The sequence below is a fragment of the Niastella sp. OAS944 genome (genome assembly GCA_024809215.1).
Classification (GTDB): domain Bacteria; phylum Bacteroidota; class Bacteroidia; order Chitinophagales; family Chitinophagaceae; genus Niastella.
Map to the genome: position 1 here is coordinate 113,408 of JANUBW010000001.1, position 23,808 is coordinate 137,215.

The window sequence follows — 23,808 nt, forward strand, 5'->3', positions numbered from 1 at the left end:
CTTTTGATTTTAAAGCGTAGGAATAACTTTCTTTATACTTCCATCTTCATTGAACTCCAGTCTATCAATACACACTTCGCGGTTATAGCCTGCCGGTGGGCCCATATATATACCACCGGGGCGTTTAAAGCGATGATACACGATGTACCATTCATCTTTACCCGGCACCTGCAAAATGGAGTGATGCCCCGTAGCATAAATACCTTTGCTTATATCCTTGCTTAAAATGGTCTCATACTTCGAAAAATCAACCGGGCCTGTGGGCGAAGTTGTTTTCACATACCGCACCTGGTATTCGGGACTGCGGGTATCGTTCTTAGACCACATAAAATAATAAAAACCGTTGCGATAGAACACATAAGTGCCTTCGGTAAAATACTGATTGCCTTTTACCAATACCTGTATTGTATTGGGTTTTATTGAAACCATATCCTCATTCAATTCACAAACCGCCATAAAATTATTTCCCCAATACAAATAGGTTGTACCGGTTTTGGGATCGGTAAATACATCGGGATCTATGTTTTGCCCGCGAACGCCCTCAGGAAATTTATCAATCAATGGTTTGCCCGAATCTTTAAACGGTCCGGTTGGGTTATCGGCAACTGCTACGCCTATTTTTTGACCGGCCGTGAAAAAATAATAGTATTTGTATTTCCCGCTTTTATCTTTCTTCTCTATAATACAGGGCGCCCAGGCATTTCGTTTCGTCCAGGTAACATCTTTTTCCAGGTCAAGGACCACGCCTTCGTCTTTCCAGGTCTTCAGGTCTTTTGAAGAAAACGTTTTGAAAAAGGTACCACTCCAGTTATCGAACCCATCGCTGGTTGGGTATATATAATACTTCTTCGTTTTTTCAGCATATAATATTTCGGGGTCGGCATAACTGCCGGCAAGCACAGGATTGTTCTTGTTCGGTTCTGTAAGCGAATCAAAAGAAAGCCCCCAATGCTGCGCCAGTGTTTCGGCTTCTTCCTTTGTAAGATGAATAACAGCGCCGTGTTTTGGTGTAGTAAAATTAGTGGTCTTCATTAACCCTTCATTGAAATGGCCCAGATCGGTAAAGTTTACAAAATCACTGGTTTCGCTGAAACCAAAGTTGTGCGTCTTTAAACCATATACATCATACATCAGCACCCATTTATTTTCACCGATCCGCTTCCACACATTGGGCGCTTCGCAGGCCACTTTTTCAGGATCGTACCAACGGGCGTCAAATTCAAAATCACCATTTATTCTGTCCGAAACAGCCTGTTTTATACCGGGCTGTCCATCGTGCGCTACATAAAACATGCGATACTTATTGCCCACCTTTGTTATATCGGCATCAATGGCCGATACTTTTGGATCGGGGTATTGAAAAAGCAGTTGCGGTAATGTTTCAATTTTATCAAAGGCATCGTTTACGTATACATAGTACAGTTTGTTAGCCTCATTTTTGAACCGCATGGTAAAATAGATCATCAGTTTGCCTTTCACCTCATCATAGGTTATTTCAGGCGCCCACACGCAACCAACTTCGCTCAACCCGGCAGAAAGGGTATCAAAGCTGATATTGGTACGTTTCCAGTTAATAAGGTCCCACGATTTTATCAGAACCAGGCCACGGTTATTACCCCAGCCGTATGCTGCGCCATCACGCTCCCATTCGGTAGTACGTAAGCCATCACGTTTTGCAAATACATGCAGATCGGTCATGGCTGCATAAAAAGCGCCATCGGGCCCGCGGAAAATATGCGGATCGCGAATGCCTTTTTGTTTGGCAATGGTATCGCCGGCCATTACCGGTTTACCATTGTTCAATGCGGTGAAACTATAACCATCGGGGCTCAATGCCATATGTATTCCATGGGTTTCATCTTTATGAAAAAGCATCAGGTAGGCGCCCATGTCCTTCTCTTGCGGCACTGCATTTTTATAACGGAACTGATTGAACCTTGCCTTTGCTTTACCGGCCGATAACAACCCTATACGCAATGCATAAAATCCCTTGTAGTTGTTATGATTCAAACCCGATACATCTGCATTTTCAATAAGCGGGGTCCACACCTTTCCGTCTTTGCTTACAAACAGGTTCAGGTTGTTGCCTTTGTTATGAAGCTTTACAAAAAAATGCTTCCCAATTTTATTGGGGATAGTTATTGAATCATTGGCATTTTTATAAATAGTGAACCGGCTTCCATCAGATACCAGACCGGCATATGCTTTCTCATTGTAAAACAACATCAGGCCGGCGGTATTGCCCGGCTCTGTTGTTACCTCAACCCGTGTTTCATAATTTTTATCGGTAGCCGTTGCAAGCAACAGCCGGGCATCGGCGGGGGTTCTTCCTTTTGCTTCCACAAAAAGGCTTTGCTGTTTAATGGCAATCGACTGCGGTGCATATTCTTTCCAAAACGTCCATTGCAGGCCCAGCGAATCGCTTTTAAAATCATCGGAAAGTGCAAGCCCATGTTTTATCGTTGCGCCCGGGTTTGTTGTAACTGGCGCATTAGCGGCTTTGATACGGTACCAGCCGTCGCTCGTCCACTCAATAGGTTCAATAAGCGTTTGCCGGCCCAGGGTATGATATCCATTAGCATAGGCATGATATACGATCCACCAGTTGCCATTTACATCGTCAATAAGGGTACCATGCCCTTTCGACCACCAGGGATCATTGGCGCTGTAGGTATGCACTATGGGGTTGTAGGGGGAATTTTCCCAGGGCCCCAGCAGGCTTTTTGAACGGGCTGTTACAACCATATGACTGGTGGCGGGTCCGGCGGTACCACCTTCTGCTGAAGTAAGGTAATAATAGCCATTATGGTAATTCAGCTTGGGCGATTCAAGACACATACATTCCGTTACCCATGGCTTGGGATACTCCCAGCCATCATATACTTTTTTCAATGTATCAATGGTAGCCAACCCGTCTTCGGTAAGTTGAATAACCTTTCCATTATCAACGTACAGGTAGCGGTTGCCTTGTTCATCGGCAATATGACCAGGGTCAATGCCACTTACTTTCAGGTCAATGGGTTTACTCCACGGCCCGCGGATATTATCGGCCCAAACAACCCAGTTTGTTTTGTCGGCCGGATAATAGATGTAATACTTACCCTTATACTTTACCAGGTCGGGGGCATAACCAGAGCCCTTATAGTCTGTGATGGCCCTGCAAACCGGTTCCCAATTCATCAGGTCTTTGGAGTGCCAGATCAAAAAACCGGGAGCGTAATAAAATGGAGAGTGGGTCATGTAATAATCTTCCCCATCGCGAATAATAGATGGGTCGGGATAATCGCCACTCAGGATAGCTTTGGGGTATGTCTGTGTCTGACCATGTTTAAATGTCAGAATTACGAGTAATGCAATCAATATTTTTTTCATACACATCGGGCTGATGCCCTGGCTAAGTTTCGTTAATAAAAAATGGGGAAATGTTATAGCTGGCAAATGTATTGAAAGCTACAACTAAATTAAGGGAGATATTGATCAAATCAGGGGGACGAACTAGTCAAAAAAAAACCCCTTCCGGAATTTCCGGAAGGGGAATTAAAGTATAAATATTTTCATTGGGCTTAAGAGAAGATGCAGTGGTGATGTTTCTTCTCTGTTTTTTGCTCCTGTTTTGCAGGGGCTTTTTCCTTTTGATTTTTGTTTGTTCTTAAACTGGCAAATGCAACCGCCCCTATAAAGGCAATGAGAATAATGACAACCAAAATTCTTTTCATAACCTTTTGATTTAATTCTCATAAGTTACGAAATACCTTACAGGTTACCTTATTTTTTTGATGAGTGGTTCTGCTTAGTAAATATACCAGCATCGCAAAAAAGTGAAATAATTCCCTTCTAAAAACGTTCTTTACCTGTATAATCCACTCAAACGTACCCTATGCCAAGAATTTTACTCTTAGCACTGTTATTCCTATGTAGCTCCTATTATTCAAGATCGCAAGACCTTGTTTACACTAAAAATGCATTTATGGGGCCGGAAATTCTTCTTAGCAGCACCAATCAAATAGTATACATCTGTCTGGCATCAAACGCCGCTACTTATCATAGTTCACCTAATTGTACCGGCATGGGAAACACCAGGGCCGGTATTGCTTATACCGATGAAAATACAGCCGCCTACATTTATGAAAGAAGGGCCTGTAGCCATTGCTGGTCGAACGTTAAAGAAGATTCCAAAGCCGACCTGGCCGGCAACAGTAAAAACCTTCCCAAATTATTTCAACGCATCGGCATATGGCGGGCTGCCAGAAACCAGGTAAATAAACCCTAACCTTTCGTTCTCTTTGGCTGCTCGATGTTTGGTAAAAAGCCGGTGATAATACCAAGCAATGGCAAAAACGCACATATCCTGAATACAAACGTTAAACTGGTTTCATCGGCCAGTTTTCCTAATAAGGCAGAACCAAGGCCACCCATACCAAAGGCAAAACCAAAGAACAACCCGGCGATCATGCCCACTTTGCCAGGCACCAACTCAGTAGCATATACTAAGATCGCAGAGAACGCCGATGAAATGATAAGGCCAATGATCACCGAAAGCACGCCACTCCAAAACAAATTAGCATATGGTAATAGCAGGGTAAATGGCGCTGCACCGAGAATGGAGATCCAGATAATGTATTTTCTTCCAAAACGATCGCCCAGTCCACCGCCTAATAAGGTACCGGCAGCTACCGATGCCAAAAACAGGAACAGGTAAAACACCGACTGTTGTTTTGTTACATGAAATTTATCGATCAAATAAAAAGTAAAATAGCTGCTCATACTGGCCATGTAAAAATACTTTGAGAAAATAAGCACCAGCAGTATGATCAACGACGCAGTAACCCGGCCTTTTGACAAGGTGCGTTGTGGCGCAGCTACAGCCGCTTTGTTCTTACTTCTCAGTTCTAAATGACCTTTGTACCAATTACCCACTTTTACCAGCACTATAATGCCCAGAACAGCGATGAGGGTAAACCAAATAACATAAAATTGTCCGTGCGGTACAATGATCAGCGCAGCCAGCAAAGGCCCAATAGCACTGCCGGCATTACCACCTAGTTGGAAAATTGATTGCGCCAGGCCTTTTTTACCACCCGAAGCCAGGTGCGCCACGCGCGAGCTTTCAGGATGAAATACCGAAGACCCCATACCAATCAAACTAACAGAAATAAGAATGGCTATAAAGTTGGTGGCCAGTGATAAAGAGATAAGTCCTGCCAGTGTAAAGCCCATACCAATGGCAAGCGAATACGGCTGGGGTGTTTTATCGGTATAATGCCCCACAAAAGGTTGTAGCAGGGAGGCAGTAAGTTGAAAGGTAAAAGTGATCAACCCAATTTCGGTAAACGATAAATGAAAGCTATCCTTCATAAGCGGATACATTGCCGGGATCACCGACTGCAACATATCGTTCAACAGGTGGGTAAAACTAATAGTGAACAAAATTGAATACACGGTCGTTTGCGTCAAAACTTTCGCATCGGCCACTGCGGGGGAATTGGTTGTTTTCATCATAATTAATCAGATCATCTGATGTTTGTTCGCAAAAATTTTTACTGAGCAGTATGTCCTATAATTTTTGCAGCTGTGTTCCAGGCTTTTTTAGCATCTTTTGCCTCGATGCTTTTAAGCAATTGTTCATGTAGATTTTGTGTTACCTTAAAATCAGTAGTGTCTTTATGAGTGGTCAAAAAAACGTTCCTTATTTGTACTGAGAAGGTTTTATACAGGTCGGCAAGTATTTCGTTTTTTGAGGCAACAGCAATGGCAGTATGAAACCTGATGTCTGCATCTATACATTCTTCCAGCTTATTACCGGTGGCTGCTGTTTTACGCGCAGCAAGCCACTGGCGTATTTCTTTAAGGTCTTTTTCGGTGCGGTTATTGGCTGCTTTTTCGGCGATCTTTATTTCAATCAGTTGTCGAACTTCTTCCAGGTCGCCAAAATCGGCGCGTTTCAGCCGCTGCGTTAATGGTTCTTTTATTCCTTCGCCGCCTTCTACAAACGTTCCCAGCCCCTGCTGCACACGCAGCAATCCCGAGTTCACTAATATTTTAATAGCCTCACGAATGGTAGAACGCCCCACCCCAAAGGTGCGCATCAATTCAGGCTCAATAGGCAACTGGTCCCCGGTCTTATATTTACCAAGGGCAATTTGCTGTTGCAATTGAGCAGCCACTTCATCTGCCAGCGAGCGGCGGGGAATTAAGTTCGTCGTCATATCATCTGATGATTGCAAAGATACACAAACTGGTGAGAATTCAAAATCGTGAAACGTGAATCGTCTCGCGACCCGTGAATCGGCAATCGGCAATCGTGAATGGCTCGCGAACTTTAAGATTAATAATTACCTTGCGGCGCCAAAACTCAAGCCGATTGCCGATTGCCGATTGCCGATTGCCGATTGCCGATTGCCGATTGCCGATTGCCGATTGCCGATTGCCGATTGCCGATTGCCGATTGCCGATTCAATTCACCCTCCCCGCTTCTTCATCAATGCCCGTTCTTCTTTCTTTACTATTCGTATACTTGCCAAAACGGTAGGTGAAAGTGAAATTAATTCGTTGTGTATCAAACTCCAGGTGATAGTATACCTGTCCATATGGTATCACAATATCCCTTTGTAGTTTCCAGGAGTGGAATATATCTTTCACAGCAAAAGTAACGGTTGTTTTTTCATTGAGCTTTTTTAGAACACCTGTATGCATTTGCCATATTGGCCGCAACGAGGCCTGCCAGAAATATATTTTGGTGCGGTAGGTATTGGTAACATCGGCCGCCCATCCTTTATTAAAGTTAAACCGGTTATATGCCCGCACATTATAAGTGATCCGTTTTTCAATAGCAGCTTCATATTCATTCCCATCGATACTTCCCTTAAATCCGTTACCGGTCAGCTCCTGGTACAGGTTTAAATTCCACCAGCGGGTAATATTGGGCTGCCAGGTAATATTGAGACCAACGTTAGTATATCGCTGTATGTTCACCGGTATGCCAATAAAAGCATCGCCTACCTGTTTATAACCGCGGGTTATATATCCTTTGGTATTACTATAATTTAATCCAGTAATGAATTTGCCTTTATAGATATACTGCAGCTCAAAGTTGTTTGTAAAAGCCGGTTGCAACATACTGTTGCCGGTATTGGATGTATTTCGGTCGAAATAAAATGATGATGGATTCAGGTCGTAATAGCCAGGGCGTTCAATTCTTTTCCCCGCTGAAAATGAAATAAGATTATTCCCACTACTATCGGCTTTATACATAAAGTATACCGTGGGGAACAAATTGGTATAGTCAACACTAAATGCCGTATCGGCCTTACCCTGCATCGCATATTGTAACGCATTGCCTTGGGTGTGTTCTACCCGCAGCCCCGCCTGGGCCGACAATCGTTTATAACTCCCCTGCAGATTTAGATAAGCCGACTGAATATTTTCACGGTACCTGAATTTGTTTGTAAGAACCGCATCGGGCAATAAACCACCAGCCGATGTGGTAAAATAATCACCGCTATTGCTTCTTTGCGAGTTAATGGTTTGAATACCGGCCTCCACCTTGATCCGGTTGAAGATGGTATCACTATAATCGGCCCTGGCGCTATATATAAGTGCAGTGAATGGCAGCCTGGTTACAAACGTACTTTGTTTTACCAAAGAATCGGCAGGAAGGAAAAAATTACTTTCAAGTGTTTGTACAGGTTGCGTTACAAATTTTAAATAATCTAAATTGGCCGTTATTTCTTTACCAAGGAACAGATGCCGTACATTTACATTCACCGCATTCCTAACGGAGCTAAGGGTATACCTGCTATTTGATAAGGTAAAAGAATCAAGCTTGCCTGAAGTATTAAAAAAATGGTTATTATATTTTCCCATTTCTTTATATGGCGATACATTACCGTTGTACATGATGCCTAATGTGGTATGGCTAGTTAGTTCATAATCCACCCCTATTTTATAATTGGCAGATCGTTCGTGACTGGTTTCATTTACCTGCTGCCATAATGTATAGGACTTCATTGCGTTGGGATAATTATATTGCCGTTGCCGGTGCGAATCGAAGTAGACATTGGAAGCGGTAAACCCGGCATTCAAAAAAAAGTTTAGCTTGTTGGTCTTGTAATTGAGCAGTATGCTGTTGGCTGATTTAAAATATCTGCCAGAACCTGCGCTCAGCGATACGCTCCCATTAAAACCGGCAATTTTATTTTTCTTTGTTCTGATATTTATGATAGCCGTTCCATCGGCATTGTATTTGGCCGATGGATTGCTCATGAGCTCAATTTTATCTATCATAGCTGTGGGAAGCGACTTCAGATAGTTTACCAGGTCTGTTCCCGCAAGTTGCGTAGGTTTATCATCAACATATACCAATACCCCACCCCTGCCCTTTAAATTAATACTGCCGCTTTCATCAACAAACACGCCGGGTGCGTTATTTAAAATATCCACCGCATTACTGCCCGCCATTCCAATAAGGCCGCTAACGTTCACCACTACCTTATCTAAATGGTATTCAATATAATTGCTTTTTTGAGCGGTTACCGCCACTGCTTTTAACACTTTAACGGAGTCGGATACGGCGTCTTTGCGGGTTTTGCGTTCCTGGCTGTACGCGTTACTGCATACAACGAACAGGATGCCGCAAACCAATGCGCATCTGAAGGATATTTGCATGAAACAAAGCTATCACTAAATAACTAGTTATACAACTATTTATTTAGTGATAACAAATTCTTAGCAGTTTTTCTATAGTTTTGCCTTAGCATTTATACAAAATGGAAACAACCACAGAAGTTTTACAACTGCGTCCTTACCTGTTCAAAATAGCTTATAGCATGCTTGGTGAAATTGCCGAAGCAGAAGATATGGTGCAGGATGTTTATGAAAAATGGATAGCGGCTGAAAATGTAAGAGAGCCCAAAGCCTATCTGGCTCGCATGGTTGTAAACCAAAGTATAAAACGGCTCAACGAACTGAAAACATTACGTGAAACCTATACCGGCCCCTGGCTGCCTGAACCTATTATTACGCTTGAAGCAACTGATTCACCAACTATAGAGTACGGTCTGCTTTTTTTACTTGAACGGCTTAACCCCATTGAGCGCGCGGTATTTATTTTACGCGAAAGCTTTAATGAAGACTACAATTATATTGCAGAACTTACCGGGCTTACCCCAGATAATTGCCGCCAAACCCTGCATCGTTCCTATGACAAATTAGACCGTAAGCCTAATCGTGCGGTTGATACATTAAAACATAATGCACTGATAGAAGCGTTCCTGGTATCAGTTATTCAACGGGACCGCACTTCATTAGAACAGATCCTTCGCAACGATATAGAACTCTTTAGCGATGGCGGTGGTAAACGCAATGCGGCGCTCAAACCACTCTTTGGATTTGAAAAAGTACACAAGTTCTTCTTTGGTGTAATGCAGCTTACCGAAAACCAGGGTGAGGAGTTTGAATTTAAACCCGCCTTTGTGAACGGAGTACCAGCAGCGCTGATACTCCGTAAGGCTGATCAAACATTGGATTCAATTCAATATTTTGAATGTGACGACACTGTAATTACCCGTTTGCTGCTTGTGCGCAATCCCGATAAATTACAGCTCAGAGCAAACTGATACGGTCATGCGGTTTTTAGTTTTCGCATTTTAGTAATATCACAGAACATATCGGAATGAATATTTAACCCTATATTACTGATGTTATAAACAAACTCAGTAGCCGTGACCCAAACGATCTCGCAGATAGAACGTTCATCATAATGTTTTGCCAGCTTGTCGAACAATTCCTGTTCCATCTTCCGGTCACGTGCAAGCCGGGTAACAAAGTCCAGTAACACTTTTTCCTTTTCAGAAAAACGGCTGCTTGTTTGGTATTCGGCCAGTTCATCAAATTTTCCCTGGTCCATAGAACCCGCAATTGTTTTTGCCCGCCCGATATCTATACAAAAAAGACATACGTTAATTTCAGCTACCTTCTGACGAACCAGCATTACAGTTTCTGCCGGCAGCTGCAGTTTACCATCCAGCTGGTTGATCTTTCCACTGAATGCAGCAAAGCCAAAGGGCATTCTTGCAGCCATTACTTTTATGGGGGTCATTACTTTGCCAAACTTCTTTTTGGCGTAGAAATAAAGCAATTTCCATAACAGGCCTTTGGGTTTTTCAATAGGAGTAAGAAACGAAGTGTCCATAAATTTAAGATTTGTTCTTACCTATGATCCGGCATTGCCTGTTTTGTGACAACCGGGAAGAAAAAATCTTAAAAAAATTTCGCTGCCCCTATTCCGGCCTGGCTTTTACTTCCATCTTCCCGGAAAAGTGCATAAAAGACAACTGTTAGACGTTTGTTAAGAGCCGGTTATCTTCTTTTCTGCCTTTACTTCCTTGCCTTCTCCTTCTTTTATAGATATATGCGTAATGTTACCCTGCTCATTCCGCACAAAGCGTACGGTAGAATTGGGCGCCATATAAATGAAAAAAGTATCATCAGATTCAAAATACACCCGGCTGTACGGACTGTTCATTTGATTGATATATAAATGGCCGTCTTCCAGTTTGAACCGGATGATCATATTCATCAGTTTATATTCACCTACATAATCTTTTAGTTTGCTGGTATCCGGATGCACCACTTTTTTTACAACCGGTTTATAAAAATCTTTCCACTGATATACGGTGGCCACACTATTGATGATCTCAGGAACAATACTGTATTCATCGCTATTGGTCATTACCACTACCCCATTGCCATTTTGCATACCGGCAACATACTCACACTTAAACCCATTGTTTGAACCGCCGTGGCGGAAGTATTTTTGTCCGCCCCGTTCTTCAACAAATACCCCCAGTGCTGCGCTATTTTTTTCAAGAACAGGTGTAAGCATAGTAGTAGTCATTTCTTTTGACAAAACCTTGTTCGATCTTCCTGCAAGCGCGTTTTGAGTTTCGATTATAAACCGGCTAATATCTTCGGGTGTTGTCCATAAACCATCAGGCGCCTGTTCGGGATAAATATTGAATTTACCCGGCACCGGCGCCGTCATATTATAAGCAGAGGCAAGTTCTGGTAAAATTTTGTCAGATGGGGGTTGGGCAAAACTGCTATGCGCCATACCCAGTGGTTTCAGTACGAACTGATCAATATATTTATCATATGGTAATCCGGTATTATCTGTTATCAGCTTTTTGGTGATCATGGTGCCACCGCCCGAATATTGGTATTTTGTACCCGGCACAAAAATGGAGCGAACAGCCGCTGAGTTAGATGGTCGTTTTCCATCGAGGATCTCGTTATCGGTGGGTATTGAATCGCTCTTATTATACCCTCTAAAACCGTGTACACTCAAACCGGCGGTATGGCTCAGCAGTCGCGCTATGGTTACTTTCTGGTCCTTTGTAAACGAATCGGCCGGTAATTTCCAGCTGGTAAGGTAATCGTTGACATCGCGATTAAGATCTAAATTTTTATCTACGGCCAATCGCAACACGCCCATTGCATTCAACGATTTGCTAATAGAGGCGGCCTGAAACCTGGTAGTGGTGGTCACTTTTCGTTTGTCTGCCGAATCGGCCAGGCCATAGCCACGGGCCCATTCTACTTTATTATCTTTAATAACTGCGATGCTTACTCCCGGTACACGGTAATAGGCCATACGATCCTGCAGATGCCATAAACTACTATTCTGTATTTGCACCCAGCCGGCCAGGTGCGTTTCTACCTGCTTTATTTTTTGTTCTATCTCTTTTGAATAAGTTGGATTAGTTTGGGCCAGACAGTTATAACTGAGAGCTATAGGCAAGGCTAAAAGCAGGTAGTATTTGGGCATTGTAGTTATTTTGGCAAAAAGATACCGAAAACATGGAGAGCAGAACGTTAATTTTAGTAAATGGTTTTAAAAGTATGAACTGGGTGTGGCTTTATTTGAGGTAACCAATCCGTTTTGACCGTTTTTTCAAAAATCAGGCGTTCACCACTCAGGTTTAAGCTTCCGCCAATTAAGTTTTTCACTTCACCAGGCAGGTTTAGGTATTTACCAATCAGGTTATTGTCTACACCAATCAGATTACAGCCTACATTAATTAGGTTATTGCCTTGCCAATCGGGTTGTAGTCTTTCCCAGTCGGATTATAACCTTCGCCAATCAGGAAATGGTGTTTCCCAGTCGGGTAATGATCTTTCCCAATCGGATCATTGCCTTCGCCAGTCGGGTTATGGCTTTCGGCAGTCGGGTAATAGCTTTCACTAATCAGGTTACACCCTTAAACCAATCAGGTTAAACCCTATACCCATCAGGTAATGTCCATCGTCAATCTGGTAAAAGCCTTCGCCAAGAAAGTCATCGTGAACACCTGTCGAGTAATAGCCTACACCTTATTGGGAAAGCACTTTTTCTCAACGGATTTTGAGGATTTCTTATTAAAGAGCGCAAGAGAACTACCTGGGTGAGGTCAATACGTAATTAGTGAAATCAAATACCTGGTCGGGTAAGCCCTAATTCCTGACAAGGAAAGCCCAATACCTGACAAACATGCTCCGAAACTGAGCTGGCAAAGGTAACATATTGAAAAAAACACTTCAAAAACTGAGTTGGAAAGGGCTGTATTTCGCAAAACCTTTCAAATACTGAATTGGGGTGCTATGTTTGGTCTGTTAACTCCTTAAAATACTTGTGAATCAATAAATAAAACTAATATTTGCCTGAGAAAACCAATCATATGAAGTTAGGCATACTTGCCCTCGTATCCTTTACTGCATTTCTGACAAGCTTTAAAAACCATGGCACCATTCAATCACACCGGCAATCATCAGACAGTGCATATGTTTCCGCTCTTGTAAATAAATGGAACAAAGCGCATGCATCAAAAGACGTGGGAATTTTTTCGAATCTCTATAGTAAGACCATATTATATTATGGAAAACAGAAAGACAAGAACTATTGCGTAGAAAGCAAGCTTGAACTATTCAAAAAGTACCCCGACTACTATCAACAGATATTTGGCAATATCCAACTCGAAAAAATAAGTGAAACTGAATTCAAATGTTCATTTATAAAACGGGTCAATTTTAATAAAAAAACAAACGATTATCCCTCCTATTTAGTCTTTACAAAAGAACAGGATGCCTGGAAAATTACAACAGAAGGCGACCTGGTTACCGACAAAAATTTAGCAAAGGCCAAAGACATCAAAATTCCTAAAGATGCAATAAAAGGAGATTTTAATGGCGACGGAGTTGCTGATTACGCATGGCTGGTTCCACCAAAAGAATCTGAATGCGGCGATTGTTCTGGTAATTGTACAAGCTATATAAGGTTTTCCAATGCTGCTATTCCTGCTATAAAAGTAGAATCGTGTATCGGCGGTAATCCAACTAATTTAGGCGATCTTAACAAAAACGGAACTGACGAGATTGGTTTATTGCCCGACTGGTGTACAAGCTGCTGGCGGGGATACAAGGTTTACACGCTTAAAACAAACAAATGGATATATGCTGTTGAACCTTTTTCAACGCATTGCAACCAATGGGAAGAAGGCGTTATACCAATAGAAATAGACCCTAATAAAAATGGCAATGTATTGATCAGGTATAGCGACATGGCAGATGATGATCTTGTCACAAAAACGAAGTCGGTGCCTATTAAATAATTTAACAGGCAAATACACTCTGCGCAAAGACGTTGCGGTGCGATTATCTATAAACTAAAATGCCCTAAATGCTACACCCAATATTCTTCTTCGCATTCCTGGCTTTTTTATCAGGCAACCCTACCACTAAAGCAGGCTGAAAGCAAGCCAATAACCGATAGCGTCAATTGCCCGTATAGAATAGTTTACTTTTGCAGTATAATAATCATGTCAGCCTCACTACAACTACAACACCTTCAACGACCAGGTTATACTATTGACCTGTATATACCTAATGCACAGGAAGTGCAAAACATTTACTTTCAACAAAGGCAGGTACAGGCGCACGTGCCTTTTCCGCACTGGACCAAACTTTGGCCTGCAGCGCTGGCTATGAGTGATTTTATATTTAATCACCCTGAGGTGGTGAAAGATAAAAAAGTGTTGGAACTGGCGGCTGGCCTTGGTCTTCCTTCTTTTGTAGCCGCACGATTCGCAAACAGGGTTTGTTGCAGCGATTATTTGGAAGAAGCGGTTGATGCAATGAATAAGACAGTTCAGCATTTACAACTTACCAATGTTTCCTGTGAATTATTAGACTGGAACCATCTGCCATCTGATCTTACTTCTGATGTATTATTGCTTAGCGATATCAATTACGACCCCGAACAATTTGATAAGTTATGCCAGGTATTGCAACGGTTTATACAACAGGGTACGTTTATTATACTAACCACGCCGCAACGGCTCATGGCCAAACCTTTTATTGAAAAGCTACTGCCCATTTGCAAACAACAGTATGAAATGACTGCAGATAATACATCTATCAGTTTATTGGTATTGCACAAATAAAAAGGCCCCAACTAAACAGCCAGGGCCTTAACTCTATTCTATAAACAAACATATAAAAAACGAAGAACACTCTTATTTATGAAGGCAACGACAGCAACGGTACGTTGTTGCCAGAGGCCATCATCCTTGTTTTGCTGCGGTGCACCATACTATCCCAGAACCCATATTTATACGGCGCCATAATAAGCAGGTCGGCATTGATCTCTTTTATTTCATCCTGAATGGCATCGATGATCCTGCGGCTTTGTACATTCTTATAATAGTAGTTAATACCCGCAAAGGATTTATCGATAACCGCATGTTCTGCTTCTTCAGCTCCCTGTAATTCTTCTATTTTATCTTTTACGTACAACACTTCAACCGTTGCACCAAAGGTGGCGGCTATTTCATGTACGTTCTCCAGCACCTTCTCCTCTACCCCTTTTTCCATATCGCAGGCGAAGAGTATTTTGTGAATGCCATGGTATTTAGTAGTAATGGGTATAGCAAGTATAGGGAATTGCAGCTTGTGAATGGTAGAAGTGGTGGTATTACCCAACAGATCCTGTTCAACCGATCTGTTGGCCATGCCCATAACCACAGCATTGGCCTCAAACTGATTGATACAGCCTACCAGGCTCTCGTAAAAATTGCCGAAGGCCAAATGGGGGGTCACTTTTACGTTGTACTTTTTACTAAGCGCCTGCGCCGCCTTATTGAGGTTGGCATGGTAAATTTCCAGTATTTCGTCAATGGCATTGCCGTTAACCCGGGCATTTAAAACATGAATGGAAATTTCGCTGTAGTTAAAAAGGATCAGTTCGTGGCCTTGCTCGGCTGCTACCGCTGCAGCAAATTCGGCTGCATTTTCAGCTTCAGCTGAATAATCGGTAGCTACAATTATTTTCTTCATATAAGGAAGGGATTGTTTCCCATTTAAAACATGAGAGGATCGAAATTGTTGACTGTACTTTCTAATTTTCACGGCTTTTTCATATTGTTTGTTGAAATTACAATTAATAAAGCCGGTTTAGGCTGACCGCGCTCATGTGGACGAATGATTTTGGATACTGCCGGAAACGACAAGAGTTTCCGCTGAAGCTTTAATCCTCCTCCTCATCATCATCCATATCCTCGGTACTCAAATAAAACCAGTCTACTTCGAGGTTATCTAACATATTATCAAACCTGTCTTTGTCGTTGGTGCCAATAAAAATACCGGAACAGTTTTGTTCATTGTCGAATGACAAACTGATCATTTCAGCATAATCGCGGGTAAAAATGCGTTGCGTTGTGCTGGAAATATCTTCCAGCTCCTGCCAGTTTCGCTTAATATGATCAACCACTTCGGCATTCACCGCTTCAAGAGAATTGCCATTGTATTTCAAACCGCCTAATACCCCGTTGTATACCGCCAGCATCAACATACAGGCGTCGGTTGTTGGTAATTCAAGGTACCAGTTGGGGTTTTCGGCAGAAGAATAATTGCCATATACAGGCGGGTTGGCATTTGACAGATCTTCCTTCTTTATTCCCCAATGTACCACGCCCTGGTTCTCTTCATAAAAGACCCAATATTCATCGGGCGAAAAACCTATTTTACTACCCGGCTGTAATAACCGGTTGTGCGAATAATTAATGGCCTCATGCCTGCCCAATGTAAGATAGTACGCACGTAGTGTAGCGGGCAAAGCAATATTCAACTGTTCTTCCAATGCCGCGATCCCGCTTTCCTCAAAACCAAAATTTTCATTTTCCGGTACATTATACAAATGCCTGATCTTTTGAAAATATGTCATACCTGTAGTTTTATTTAGTTTAGATCAACCCCGTTTCCTTTGCGCGGTTGATCAACGATACTATATTGTTTACCTGGAATTTCGCCAGCAGGGTTGAGCGATGTGTTTTAACAGTAAGCGGACTAATAAACAATTCTTCCGCAATGGCTGCTGATTTTCGTCCATCGGCCAGTAATTGCAGTATCTGTTTTTCTCTTTTGGTAAGTTCGGGCACAGGTTGCAATGTATTCAGGTCGGGCTGTTGCATGATCTCCTTCACCTCAAGGCTCATGGCTGTTTTTCCATCCAGTACGGTATTTAATGCATCGAGCAATTCTTTGGCTGATGTATTTTTAAGGAGGTAGCCTTTGGCGCCGTTCCTGAACATTTGTGAGATAATGCTTCGCTCACTCAGGTTGCTAAGCGCAACAACAATGGTTTTAGGGTACCGCTCACTTACTTCTTTACAAAAATGAACCCCATTGCCATCGGGCAGGGTAATATCGAGCAGCACGATATCTACAGAATTTTCTTGCAGAAAATTCATAAACTCGTTACCGGTGGTAAAACAACCTGCTATCTCATACAGCGGGTTATTCTCAAGCAATGACCTGAACCCCTGCAACACAATGGGATGATCGTCTACAATAGCAATACTGATCTTATGATTGTTGGGCAACATGTAACTCTATATTTATAATGGTTCCTTCGGGTGATGATTCAATATGCAGATCGCCGTGAAAATAATCAACCCGGTTACGGATATTCTTAAGTCCGATGCCATCTGATTGCCGGCTGCTTACATCAAAGCCTTTCCCATTATCTTCAACGGTAATGAAAAAGCGATCTTCTTCCTGGCTGCATTGCAGCATGATCATAGAAGCGTTGGCATGTTTCACCGCATTATTAATGATCTCCTGTATCATTCTATAAATAGTGGTTTGCGTTGAAAGCGGCAATGCCGCATCGATATTATAGGCATTGTACACCAATCGCAATTGCGGGCTCATAACCGAACTGCACAGGTCTTTAAGCGCATCCTGCAAACCCAGGGTAAGCAGGGCTTCCGGCATCATATTTCGTGAGATCCAACGCAGCTCACGAATAGAAGTATCCAACTGATCTGTAACCTGTAGCAACTGCTGTTCCTGTAGTGCGTTTTCGGCTGGCACACGTGAAAGATTTAATTTAAGGGCGCTCAGGTGGCAACCTAATCCATCGTGCAGGTCGCGCGCCAGTCGCCGGCGCTCCTGCTCCTGCCCTTCCATCAACGCCGTGTAATTCGATAGCTGTTTTTCCTTTTCTATACTTTCCAGTTCGGCCTTATGCTCAGCCTCGCGCTTCGCAGCCATTTTCTTTCTGTATTGTAATTGCATAATGGCAAGTACGGCCACCAGGCACAAAATGGCAATTACAGCCAGCAACAACAGCAATTGGAATTTCTTCTCCCGGGCACTGATCATTTTCTCACGTTCCAGATTCAATATCTGTTTTTCTTTTTCGGCCGTTCTAAAACGGGCTTCCATGGCCGCAATTTCGGTTTGGGTTTGTTTGGTATAAACTGAGTCTGATAGCTGAGTATACTGCATCAACCACCGGTAAGCAGCTTCTGTATTGCCGCTCTGCTTTTCAGTTTCGGCCAAATCGAACAGCAATTGTTTTTTGTTTTTGGAAAGCGGAAAACTGGCTTCCATTTCCAGCCCCTGCAGTAAAAACTTTTTGGCTGCTGCAAAATTCTTTTCAGCTTTATATACATTGAACTGTTCATACAACAGGGAACGTTTCTCGAAGATATCGTTCATTTGTTCTGCCAGTGTGAGCCCGCGTTCCAGGCTTTGATGCGCCAGCGCATAAGCATTGGTATTTCTGTAATAAGCGCCTTCAACAGAATAATACAAGGGCCAATAGTAAGAATCAGGATTGGGTTCCAGTATCTTTTTTGCTTTCTTTAAAAAAGGAAGCGCCTGTTCTGGTCTGCCGCTTAGGATATATGCACGGGCAGATAATACATAGGCATCGGCCAGATCGGCATATACAGTATTACCTGCTTCCATAACAGCAATGGCGCGGGGAAAATATTGAAGCGACCGTTCATACTCACCCATATTCAGCAGCACCAGCCCAATGTTGTGATAATTCAACGCCACCCGTGTACTATCGCCGGCCCGTTGGGCAAGCGGCAATGCTTTATTGATAAGAATATTGAGGTATTCGCGTGAGTTATCGCGCCGTTGTTCAATGGCGCCATAATTGTTCCATGCCCTCGACCGGTAGATCAACGCTTCCTGCTGCGGAAATTTGCTCAATAACTTTTCAGCCAATAAATATTCCTGCTGGCTGCGGTCGGTATCAAACTCAAAATATACACCGGCCAAATAGAAATGAGCAATGGCAGAAAGATATTCATCCTGTTTGCTTAATTCAATGCTTTGCCGGGCATATCCCAGCGCCCTGGCAGTATCGCGGTTACTGTAATAATCGGAGAGCAGGAACAGCGCATCGAGTTTATCTTTTAATTTGGCAGATCTTTCCAGCACCTGTTGCAGACTGTCGGGGAATCTGCGATCGTCAACCACATGTTGCGCAGAGGCATTCACGCAAATACATAACAGGATGCAATAAAAAATTTTCTTCAATTGACAGGTATTTGAACGGAGCTTTAAAATTAGGGATAAATACAACCTGAAAAATACACCTTTGGGAGTATTGCCTTGCAAGGCCCGCCAGCTGAAATTTGTGAAAGCAATTCTCACCAATTTCCACCATTAATCAATTAACATCATGAAAAAGCATGTATACTGGTTGGCCCTGATCCTGTTATTTTCTGCCTGCTCAAAAAGTCAGGGCGGTGATGATGATACCGGAACAACGCCCGGCACAGGCAATGGCAATGGTATCGGGCAACTGGGTAGTGGCCTTGTTTATTTCAATTGGGCTACAGAAGGTGTAAGTAAAGTAGATCTGAAAACAGGGGTAAAATCACTGGCGCTGGCCTATAATACCAGCCGCAGTGGCTGGGATATCAGCCGCGACAATACCCTCATACTCGAAGCAAAAGACGATCCGGATGACTATGATGCAGAGGTATACACAATCACCAATGTGAAGGACAATACCGTTGTATCGAAATTCAAAAAACTATCTGGCTACGCCAATTCTACATTTCCCATATTCTCATACGATAAAAAACTTATCCTGGTGCCGCCTACCTATGATGACGGCATTATGATAATGGACCTGCAGGGAAATATTCTTTTTAATTTCACCTCGTACCAGGGAAACGACCTGAAGTACAGCGATGTGGAATGGATGCCCGACAATACTTTCCTGTTCACCCTGGATAAAAGCATTTACCGCACCAATAAAGAGTTTACAAAAGCCACGTTGGTAACAACGCTCAAATTCGACGAATGGGCCGATCTTTCGGCGAGTCCCGATGGAACAAAGATTGCATTCCGTGGCGGCAATCATTTGTGGATGATGAATGCCGATGGCAGCAATCTTACCCAGATAACAGAAAGCAATGACAAAGAGGTATATCCCGTGTTCTCACCCGATTCAAAATACCTCCTCATCGGCTATGATTACACGATCACCGGCCAGTATGGCCGGTACTGGCATATGGCCATTATTCCTGCTGATTTTGGTAAATACAATGTAGAGGAAAAAGCCGACAAACGGGTAATCCCATTCATTACAAAAGGTGAAACAAGGACTGAAGCTGCGGATGGTGGTGTGCGGTGGCGATAAGGTTGAAGTAAGAAGTAGGAAGTATGAGGTATGAGGCTCGCAAAATTCGTACCTCCTACTTCTTACCTCCTACGTCTTCAAATTACCATTTACCAAGATTGAGAATAACCCCCGCTCTAACCTCAAGCGCCCGCAGGGCCGAATTATATACCTGGGCAACCTTATGTTCATGAATATCCTGGGTACTCACATTAATAAACCTCACATAAAGCGGTTTACCACCTGTTTGCGGCATATCCTGCTCGTCTTTCAGGTGTTTTGTATTTATATAATCGAGGTTGCCCCCGCGGATGGTGCTTACACTAAGATCGATCCTAACCGGGCCATCTTTATGCTTGCGCTTTGAAAACATCAGTGGGTTGATCTCAAAACCGGCGCCTGCACTCCAGTACATTGTATTATCGTTAATCAGATTTTTTCTGTCGAGAGCATGACAACCATCAGGATCTTCGGGATCTTCGATAACTACATTACTGTAAAATTTATACAAGCCTGCTTTTGCAGTAACATAAGGAACGATGAAATTTCGTGATTCGTCTAACAATTGATACCTTGCCTGCAGGTTGGTATTAAATACATTGCTATTGTAATTAACAGGCACAACCGTTGAGGTATTGGCATCAAAATTAAAGGTCTGGTCGATCTTTTTATGAGAATAAACACCAACTCCCAGTTCAACCCCTACCGATAGTTTACTGAACTGGCCCGGCAACTGGTAAAGCCCGCCGGCGTGAAAACTATGTATAGCCTGAATATTACTTCCCATTGCACTTTGAGGGAGACCCAGCCCATAATCGAGGGCTACTTTAAATGGCTGGCTTTGGGCGATAAAAAAAGATAAACAACTGATGAAGAGTGTAAAAGTTCTTTTCATAACAGTATAATTTGGCTGAAAGGAATAAAATCCCACATAAAGGTAAACTTCTCCCCTGCCTGAATAAAATATTCTGTGTTAAAAATGCAGCAAACCGTTAACTCCCTTCTTTTAGTACCCATTGAAGGGCAGCGTCTATGGTATCGTCGGCGGTTTTCGTATTTTCCCTGATGTAAACATTGGGATAAATTCTTTCCTTATATATATTCTTCTTTCTGTCTGCGGCATAAGCATTGGCCAATGCCAACATAGTACCATTGGAAAGCTGATAAATACCGTTGGAGGTGGTAAAACCTGCCGACGGCAAACCAAAGGTTTTAACATTCCGTAACCCTATCAATGAGATGGCAGTTGTTTCACCGCTGCTGGCAGTAAAAGAATCGATGAGAACTGCTATAGGTGACGTCATTCTTTTTACTTTATAAAACTTTCCTGTTCCCAGAAAGGCACGACCGTATGAATACCATTTCGATCTTTTATTTCTTACATCTATAAAATAACCGGCTATACCATCTTTTATCAATGCATTCAAACCGGCTACCATCGGCCACATACTACCGCCGGTATTACCTCTCAGGTCTACCACCCAGGCTGTGATCTCATTTTCAGTATCCATCTTTTTTATCAATTGCTGAATGCTGTCGGTGAATGATTGTTTCACCTGTTCATTAAAAGAACCCATTGAAGGTATTTTAATATAACCTGTACGAGCGTTCAACAACCGGCCCTCTGCATATTTCATAGGCGGTGCGCTGCTGTTTAACTTATCTACACCTCGTTTATCTATAAAGAATGAATGGCGGTCTCCGCTTTTTCGCAATGTATTTATAATATAGTTCAATACCGGTTTGCAACTGTCAATGCTGTTAATGTTCCGGGAAATTTCCCCTATTTCTTTTTCATATTCTGTCCAGTTAATTTGCCCGGTTACAAGACTGTTCTTTTTGATGATGGTGGTTATTTCGGTTATAAATTTTGTAACCTCGGCGCTTTGACAAAATGCGCCAATGTGTAACAAGCAAAGCAGGATGGTTATAATATTTTTTTTCATACACTTCTATATTACTATTTGTATTACAACCCACCAAAAAAAATTGGACAAGCCATCCGCCATCTGGCGGATAACTTGCCCAACTGTATGCTTAACCGCAATACTATTTCTTCAGGAACTTTCTAATGATGAGGTCTTTACCATTGAACAATCGCATGGTATAAACACCGGAGGCCAGGCTGGCTACGCCTATGCTGCTTTTATTGCCTGTAATGGTTGAAGCCTGTACCTGGCGGCCCAGGTTATCATAAATTAAATACCGGGCATTCTTATCCAGTAACCCATTTATATCAATGGTCATTTCCTCACCGGCAGGCGAAGGATATAACCTCACCAGGTTTTCATTTTCGTTGATGGTGGCCGGTGGCGTTATGGTCTGTAACCGGCTGCCGCTGCCCGTAAATACAAAATGATTTATATTGAACAGGTAGTCGGTAGTAGTGCCCGCAAACACCAGGTAAAGGTCCTGCACCCCGCTGGCGCCGCTGGCTGATCCTGTAACGGTTGCCCAGCTTTGCCAGCCACCGGTATTGGTAACATTGCAGGTACCAATTTGTGTTCCGCCGGCAGAACCAAGGCGAAGCTTGATGGTTCCCCCGGTTGTGTTAGACGCAACACGGGCAGAAAAACCAGTTACACCCGAACCAAAGTTTACACTAAATTTTATCCAGTCGTTATTATGAATAAAACCTACATCCTGCCCACCTTCGCTACACGTTTCATTTTGCACGCCCTGCATAGCACTGTAGCTTTCTGCCTGTATAGTTGAGAAGGCGCTTACCGTTGTACCACCACTTCCCGGTGTTGCGTTTATAGTGGTGAGTGGGTTCCAGTTATCGGTAACCTGCGGATTGGCACTGTTGGCTTTTAAAACATTCAGCATAACGTATGATGCCGCCTGTGATGAAGTTAGAATATGTACCCACGATGGCCTTGAAGATGGTACATACCCGCTTCCCGAATTACTGTACTCATTGAACCGGGCCGTTGCCTGGTTGGCAGCATTGCCCCAGTCGTTCCAACCGGCAGCTTTTATGGCATTCGTCATACTGGTATTTCTGAAAGTAACCGAAGCGTATGGTCCCCAGGGCCGGCCCAAGTCTGTAATGTTCGATCCTGCGCCGGTAATACGGCAGTTATTGAACACATAACCATAAGCTATATGCTGGGCTGTATTGGCGGCAGTAAGTGAAGAGCCGCCCTTGCTATAGATATCGCAATTTTCGAAAAAGGCAATGGCGCCACCGAAAATGAAATCGGTACTGCCTTCAAAATAACAGCCTTCGTGGTAACTTCTGCCACTGTGCGCATAATAGGTATCCTGGTAACCCAGGAAACGGCAATTTTTAAAGATGGCCTTATCGGCTGTGGAGCGAACCGCCACCGCCTGCCCCACGGGACCAGCCGAATTGGCAAAGGCAATATTCAACGCATAAAAACCAGCCCCATTAATAAAAGTACTGGCCGAGCCGGATGTTCCATATGCCTGGCCTGTTGCCGGGTTGATCTTACTGGCGTAATTGTCGTACGTTAACACCGTACCGGTATTGCTTTGACCAATAAAAGTAAGGTTGGTTTTGTTGGTAGGCACCGTGATCACTTCATAGTACGAACCGTTCTTGATATAGATGGTTGTACGGGTACTACTGTTTGAAGGCGCGGCATTTACCGCTGCCTGAACCGTGGTGTAATTGCCAGAACCGTCCTTGGCCACCACAATATCGTATTGGGCATAGCCGGCAGAAAGCGAGATCAGCAAGGTATACATTAGAAAAAACAGAAGGGTCTTCCCCGTTGGGGAAAAATGTAGAATCATTCTCATATGGCTTGTTTTAATGGTGTGAAAATGTAGCCGGAATCGTTTTAACGGCTGAAGCAAAGCTATTTAAACAGGTGGGTGAC

The 23,808-nt window shown here is 43.0% G+C and carries 19 protein-coding genes; 5 read left to right on the plus strand and 14 right to left on the minus strand.

The genetic code is table 11. The features are described from left to right. Window positions 1-9: 9 nt before the first annotated feature. Window positions 10-3,372, minus strand: coding sequence for a family 43 glycosylhydrolase (locus GGD38_RS00485; RefSeq protein ID WP_375299997.1), 3,363 nt, complete (start codon window positions 3,370-3,372; stop codon window positions 10-12). A gap of 191 nt (window positions 3,373-3,563) precedes the next feature. Continuing rightward, window positions 3,564-3,716 (minus strand): hypothetical protein, encoded by a 153-nt coding sequence (locus tag GGD38_RS00490; protein ID WP_375299996.1) that lies wholly within the window; start codon window positions 3,714-3,716, stop codon window positions 3,564-3,566. A gap of 161 nt (window positions 3,717-3,877) precedes the next feature. Between GGD38_RS00490 and GGD38_RS00495 the strand changes: the two genes are divergently transcribed. Beyond that, window positions 3,878-4,270, plus strand: a complete 393-nt coding sequence (locus GGD38_RS00495) for a hypothetical protein (protein ID WP_375299995.1) — start codon at window positions 3,878-3,880, stop codon at window positions 4,268-4,270. Here GGD38_RS00495 and GGD38_RS00500 read toward each other — a convergent pair. The 3 genes from GGD38_RS00500 to GGD38_RS00510 all read right to left on the minus strand — a co-directional run bounded on the left by GGD38_RS00500 (window position 4,267) and on the right by GGD38_RS00510 (window position 8,664). Then, window positions 4,267-5,499: an MFS transporter gene (locus GGD38_RS00500; protein ID WP_375299994.1), complete on the minus strand. Its 1,233-nt coding sequence runs from the start codon at window positions 5,497-5,499 to the stop codon at window positions 4,267-4,269. The genes GGD38_RS00495 and GGD38_RS00500 overlap by 4 nt on opposite strands. A gap of 38 nt (window positions 5,500-5,537) precedes the next feature. Next, the gene (locus tag GGD38_RS00505) at window positions 5,538-6,206 is read right to left on the minus strand and encodes a FadR/GntR family transcriptional regulator (protein WP_375299993.1); all 669 of its coding nucleotides are present in this window, start codon (window positions 6,204-6,206) and stop codon (window positions 5,538-5,540) included. Between the two features lie 247 nt (window positions 6,207-6,453). Then, window positions 6,454-8,664: an outer membrane beta-barrel protein gene (locus GGD38_RS00510; protein ID WP_375299992.1), complete on the minus strand. Its 2,211-nt coding sequence runs from the start codon at window positions 8,662-8,664 to the stop codon at window positions 6,454-6,456. A gap of 101 nt (window positions 8,665-8,765) precedes the next feature. Between GGD38_RS00510 and GGD38_RS00515 the strand changes: the two genes are divergently transcribed. Then, entirely contained in the window at window positions 8,766-9,614 is an 849-nt protein-coding gene (locus GGD38_RS00515; protein WP_375299991.1) for a sigma factor, read from the plus strand. 5 nt (window positions 9,615-9,619) lie between these two features. Here the strand turns inward: GGD38_RS00515 and GGD38_RS00520 are convergent, their stop codons facing one another. Next, the gene (locus GGD38_RS00520) at window positions 9,620-10,189 is read right to left on the minus strand and encodes a carboxymuconolactone decarboxylase family protein (protein ID WP_375299990.1); all 570 of its coding nucleotides are present in this window, start codon (window positions 10,187-10,189) and stop codon (window positions 9,620-9,622) included. 156 nt (window positions 10,190-10,345) lie between these two features. Further along, window positions 10,346-11,824: a serine hydrolase gene (locus tag GGD38_RS00525; RefSeq protein WP_375299989.1), complete on the minus strand. Its 1,479-nt coding sequence runs from the start codon at window positions 11,822-11,824 to the stop codon at window positions 10,346-10,348. 889 nt (window positions 11,825-12,713) lie between these two features. Between GGD38_RS00525 and GGD38_RS00530 the strand changes: the two genes are divergently transcribed. Both GGD38_RS00530 and GGD38_RS00535 read left to right on the plus strand, forming a co-directional pair. Next, the gene (locus tag GGD38_RS00530; RefSeq protein WP_375299988.1) at window positions 12,714-13,643 is read left to right on the plus strand and encodes a hypothetical protein; all 930 of its coding nucleotides are present in this window, start codon (window positions 12,714-12,716) and stop codon (window positions 13,641-13,643) included. Between the two features lie 207 nt (window positions 13,644-13,850). Beyond that, window positions 13,851-14,474 (plus strand): methyltransferase, encoded by a 624-nt coding sequence (locus GGD38_RS00535; protein WP_375299987.1) that lies wholly within the window; start codon window positions 13,851-13,853, stop codon window positions 14,472-14,474. A gap of 76 nt (window positions 14,475-14,550) precedes the next feature. On the opposite strand, the gene GGD38_RS00540 is transcribed toward GGD38_RS00535, so the two are convergent. From GGD38_RS00540 to GGD38_RS00555, 4 genes are all read right to left on the minus strand, one after another. Then, window positions 14,551-15,366 (minus strand): universal stress protein, encoded by an 816-nt coding sequence (locus tag GGD38_RS00540; RefSeq protein WP_375299986.1) that lies wholly within the window; start codon window positions 15,364-15,366, stop codon window positions 14,551-14,553. Window positions 15,367-15,556: 190 nt separating this feature from the next. After that, the gene (locus tag GGD38_RS00545; protein WP_375299985.1) at window positions 15,557-16,252 is read right to left on the minus strand and encodes a hypothetical protein; all 696 of its coding nucleotides are present in this window, start codon (window positions 16,250-16,252) and stop codon (window positions 15,557-15,559) included. A gap of 19 nt (window positions 16,253-16,271) precedes the next feature. Beyond that, window positions 16,272-16,913 (minus strand): response regulator, encoded by a 642-nt coding sequence (locus GGD38_RS00550; protein WP_375299984.1) that lies wholly within the window; start codon window positions 16,911-16,913, stop codon window positions 16,272-16,274. Beyond that, window positions 16,894-18,867, minus strand: a complete 1,974-nt coding sequence (locus tag GGD38_RS00555; protein ID WP_375299983.1) for a tetratricopeptide repeat protein — start codon at window positions 18,865-18,867, stop codon at window positions 16,894-16,896. Before GGD38_RS00555 ends, GGD38_RS00550 begins: the two co-directional genes overlap by 20 nt. 145 nt (window positions 18,868-19,012) lie before the next feature. Here GGD38_RS00555 and GGD38_RS00560 point away from each other — a divergent pair, with 145 nt between their 5' ends. Continuing rightward, complete coding sequence (locus GGD38_RS00560) at window positions 19,013-19,981, plus strand: TolB family protein (RefSeq protein WP_375299982.1); 969 nt, start codon at window positions 19,013-19,015, stop codon at window positions 19,979-19,981. Between the two features lie 82 nt (window positions 19,982-20,063). Here the strand turns inward: GGD38_RS00560 and GGD38_RS00565 are convergent, their stop codons facing one another. The 3 genes from GGD38_RS00565 to GGD38_RS00575 form a co-directional block, all read right to left on the minus strand. Further along, window positions 20,064-20,855 carry a hypothetical protein gene (locus GGD38_RS00565; protein ID WP_375299981.1) on the minus strand — a complete coding sequence of 264 codons (792 nt, stop codon included), beginning with the start codon at window positions 20,853-20,855 and terminating at the stop codon, window positions 20,064-20,066. Between the two features lie 97 nt (window positions 20,856-20,952). Continuing rightward, entirely contained in the window at window positions 20,953-21,906 is a 954-nt protein-coding gene (locus GGD38_RS00570; RefSeq protein WP_375299980.1) for a S41 family peptidase, read from the minus strand. 103 nt (window positions 21,907-22,009) lie between these two features. Further along, window positions 22,010-23,728, minus strand: coding sequence for a pectinesterase family protein (locus GGD38_RS00575; RefSeq protein WP_375299979.1), 1,719 nt, complete (start codon window positions 23,726-23,728; stop codon window positions 22,010-22,012). Window positions 23,729-23,808: the final 80 nt, after the last annotated feature.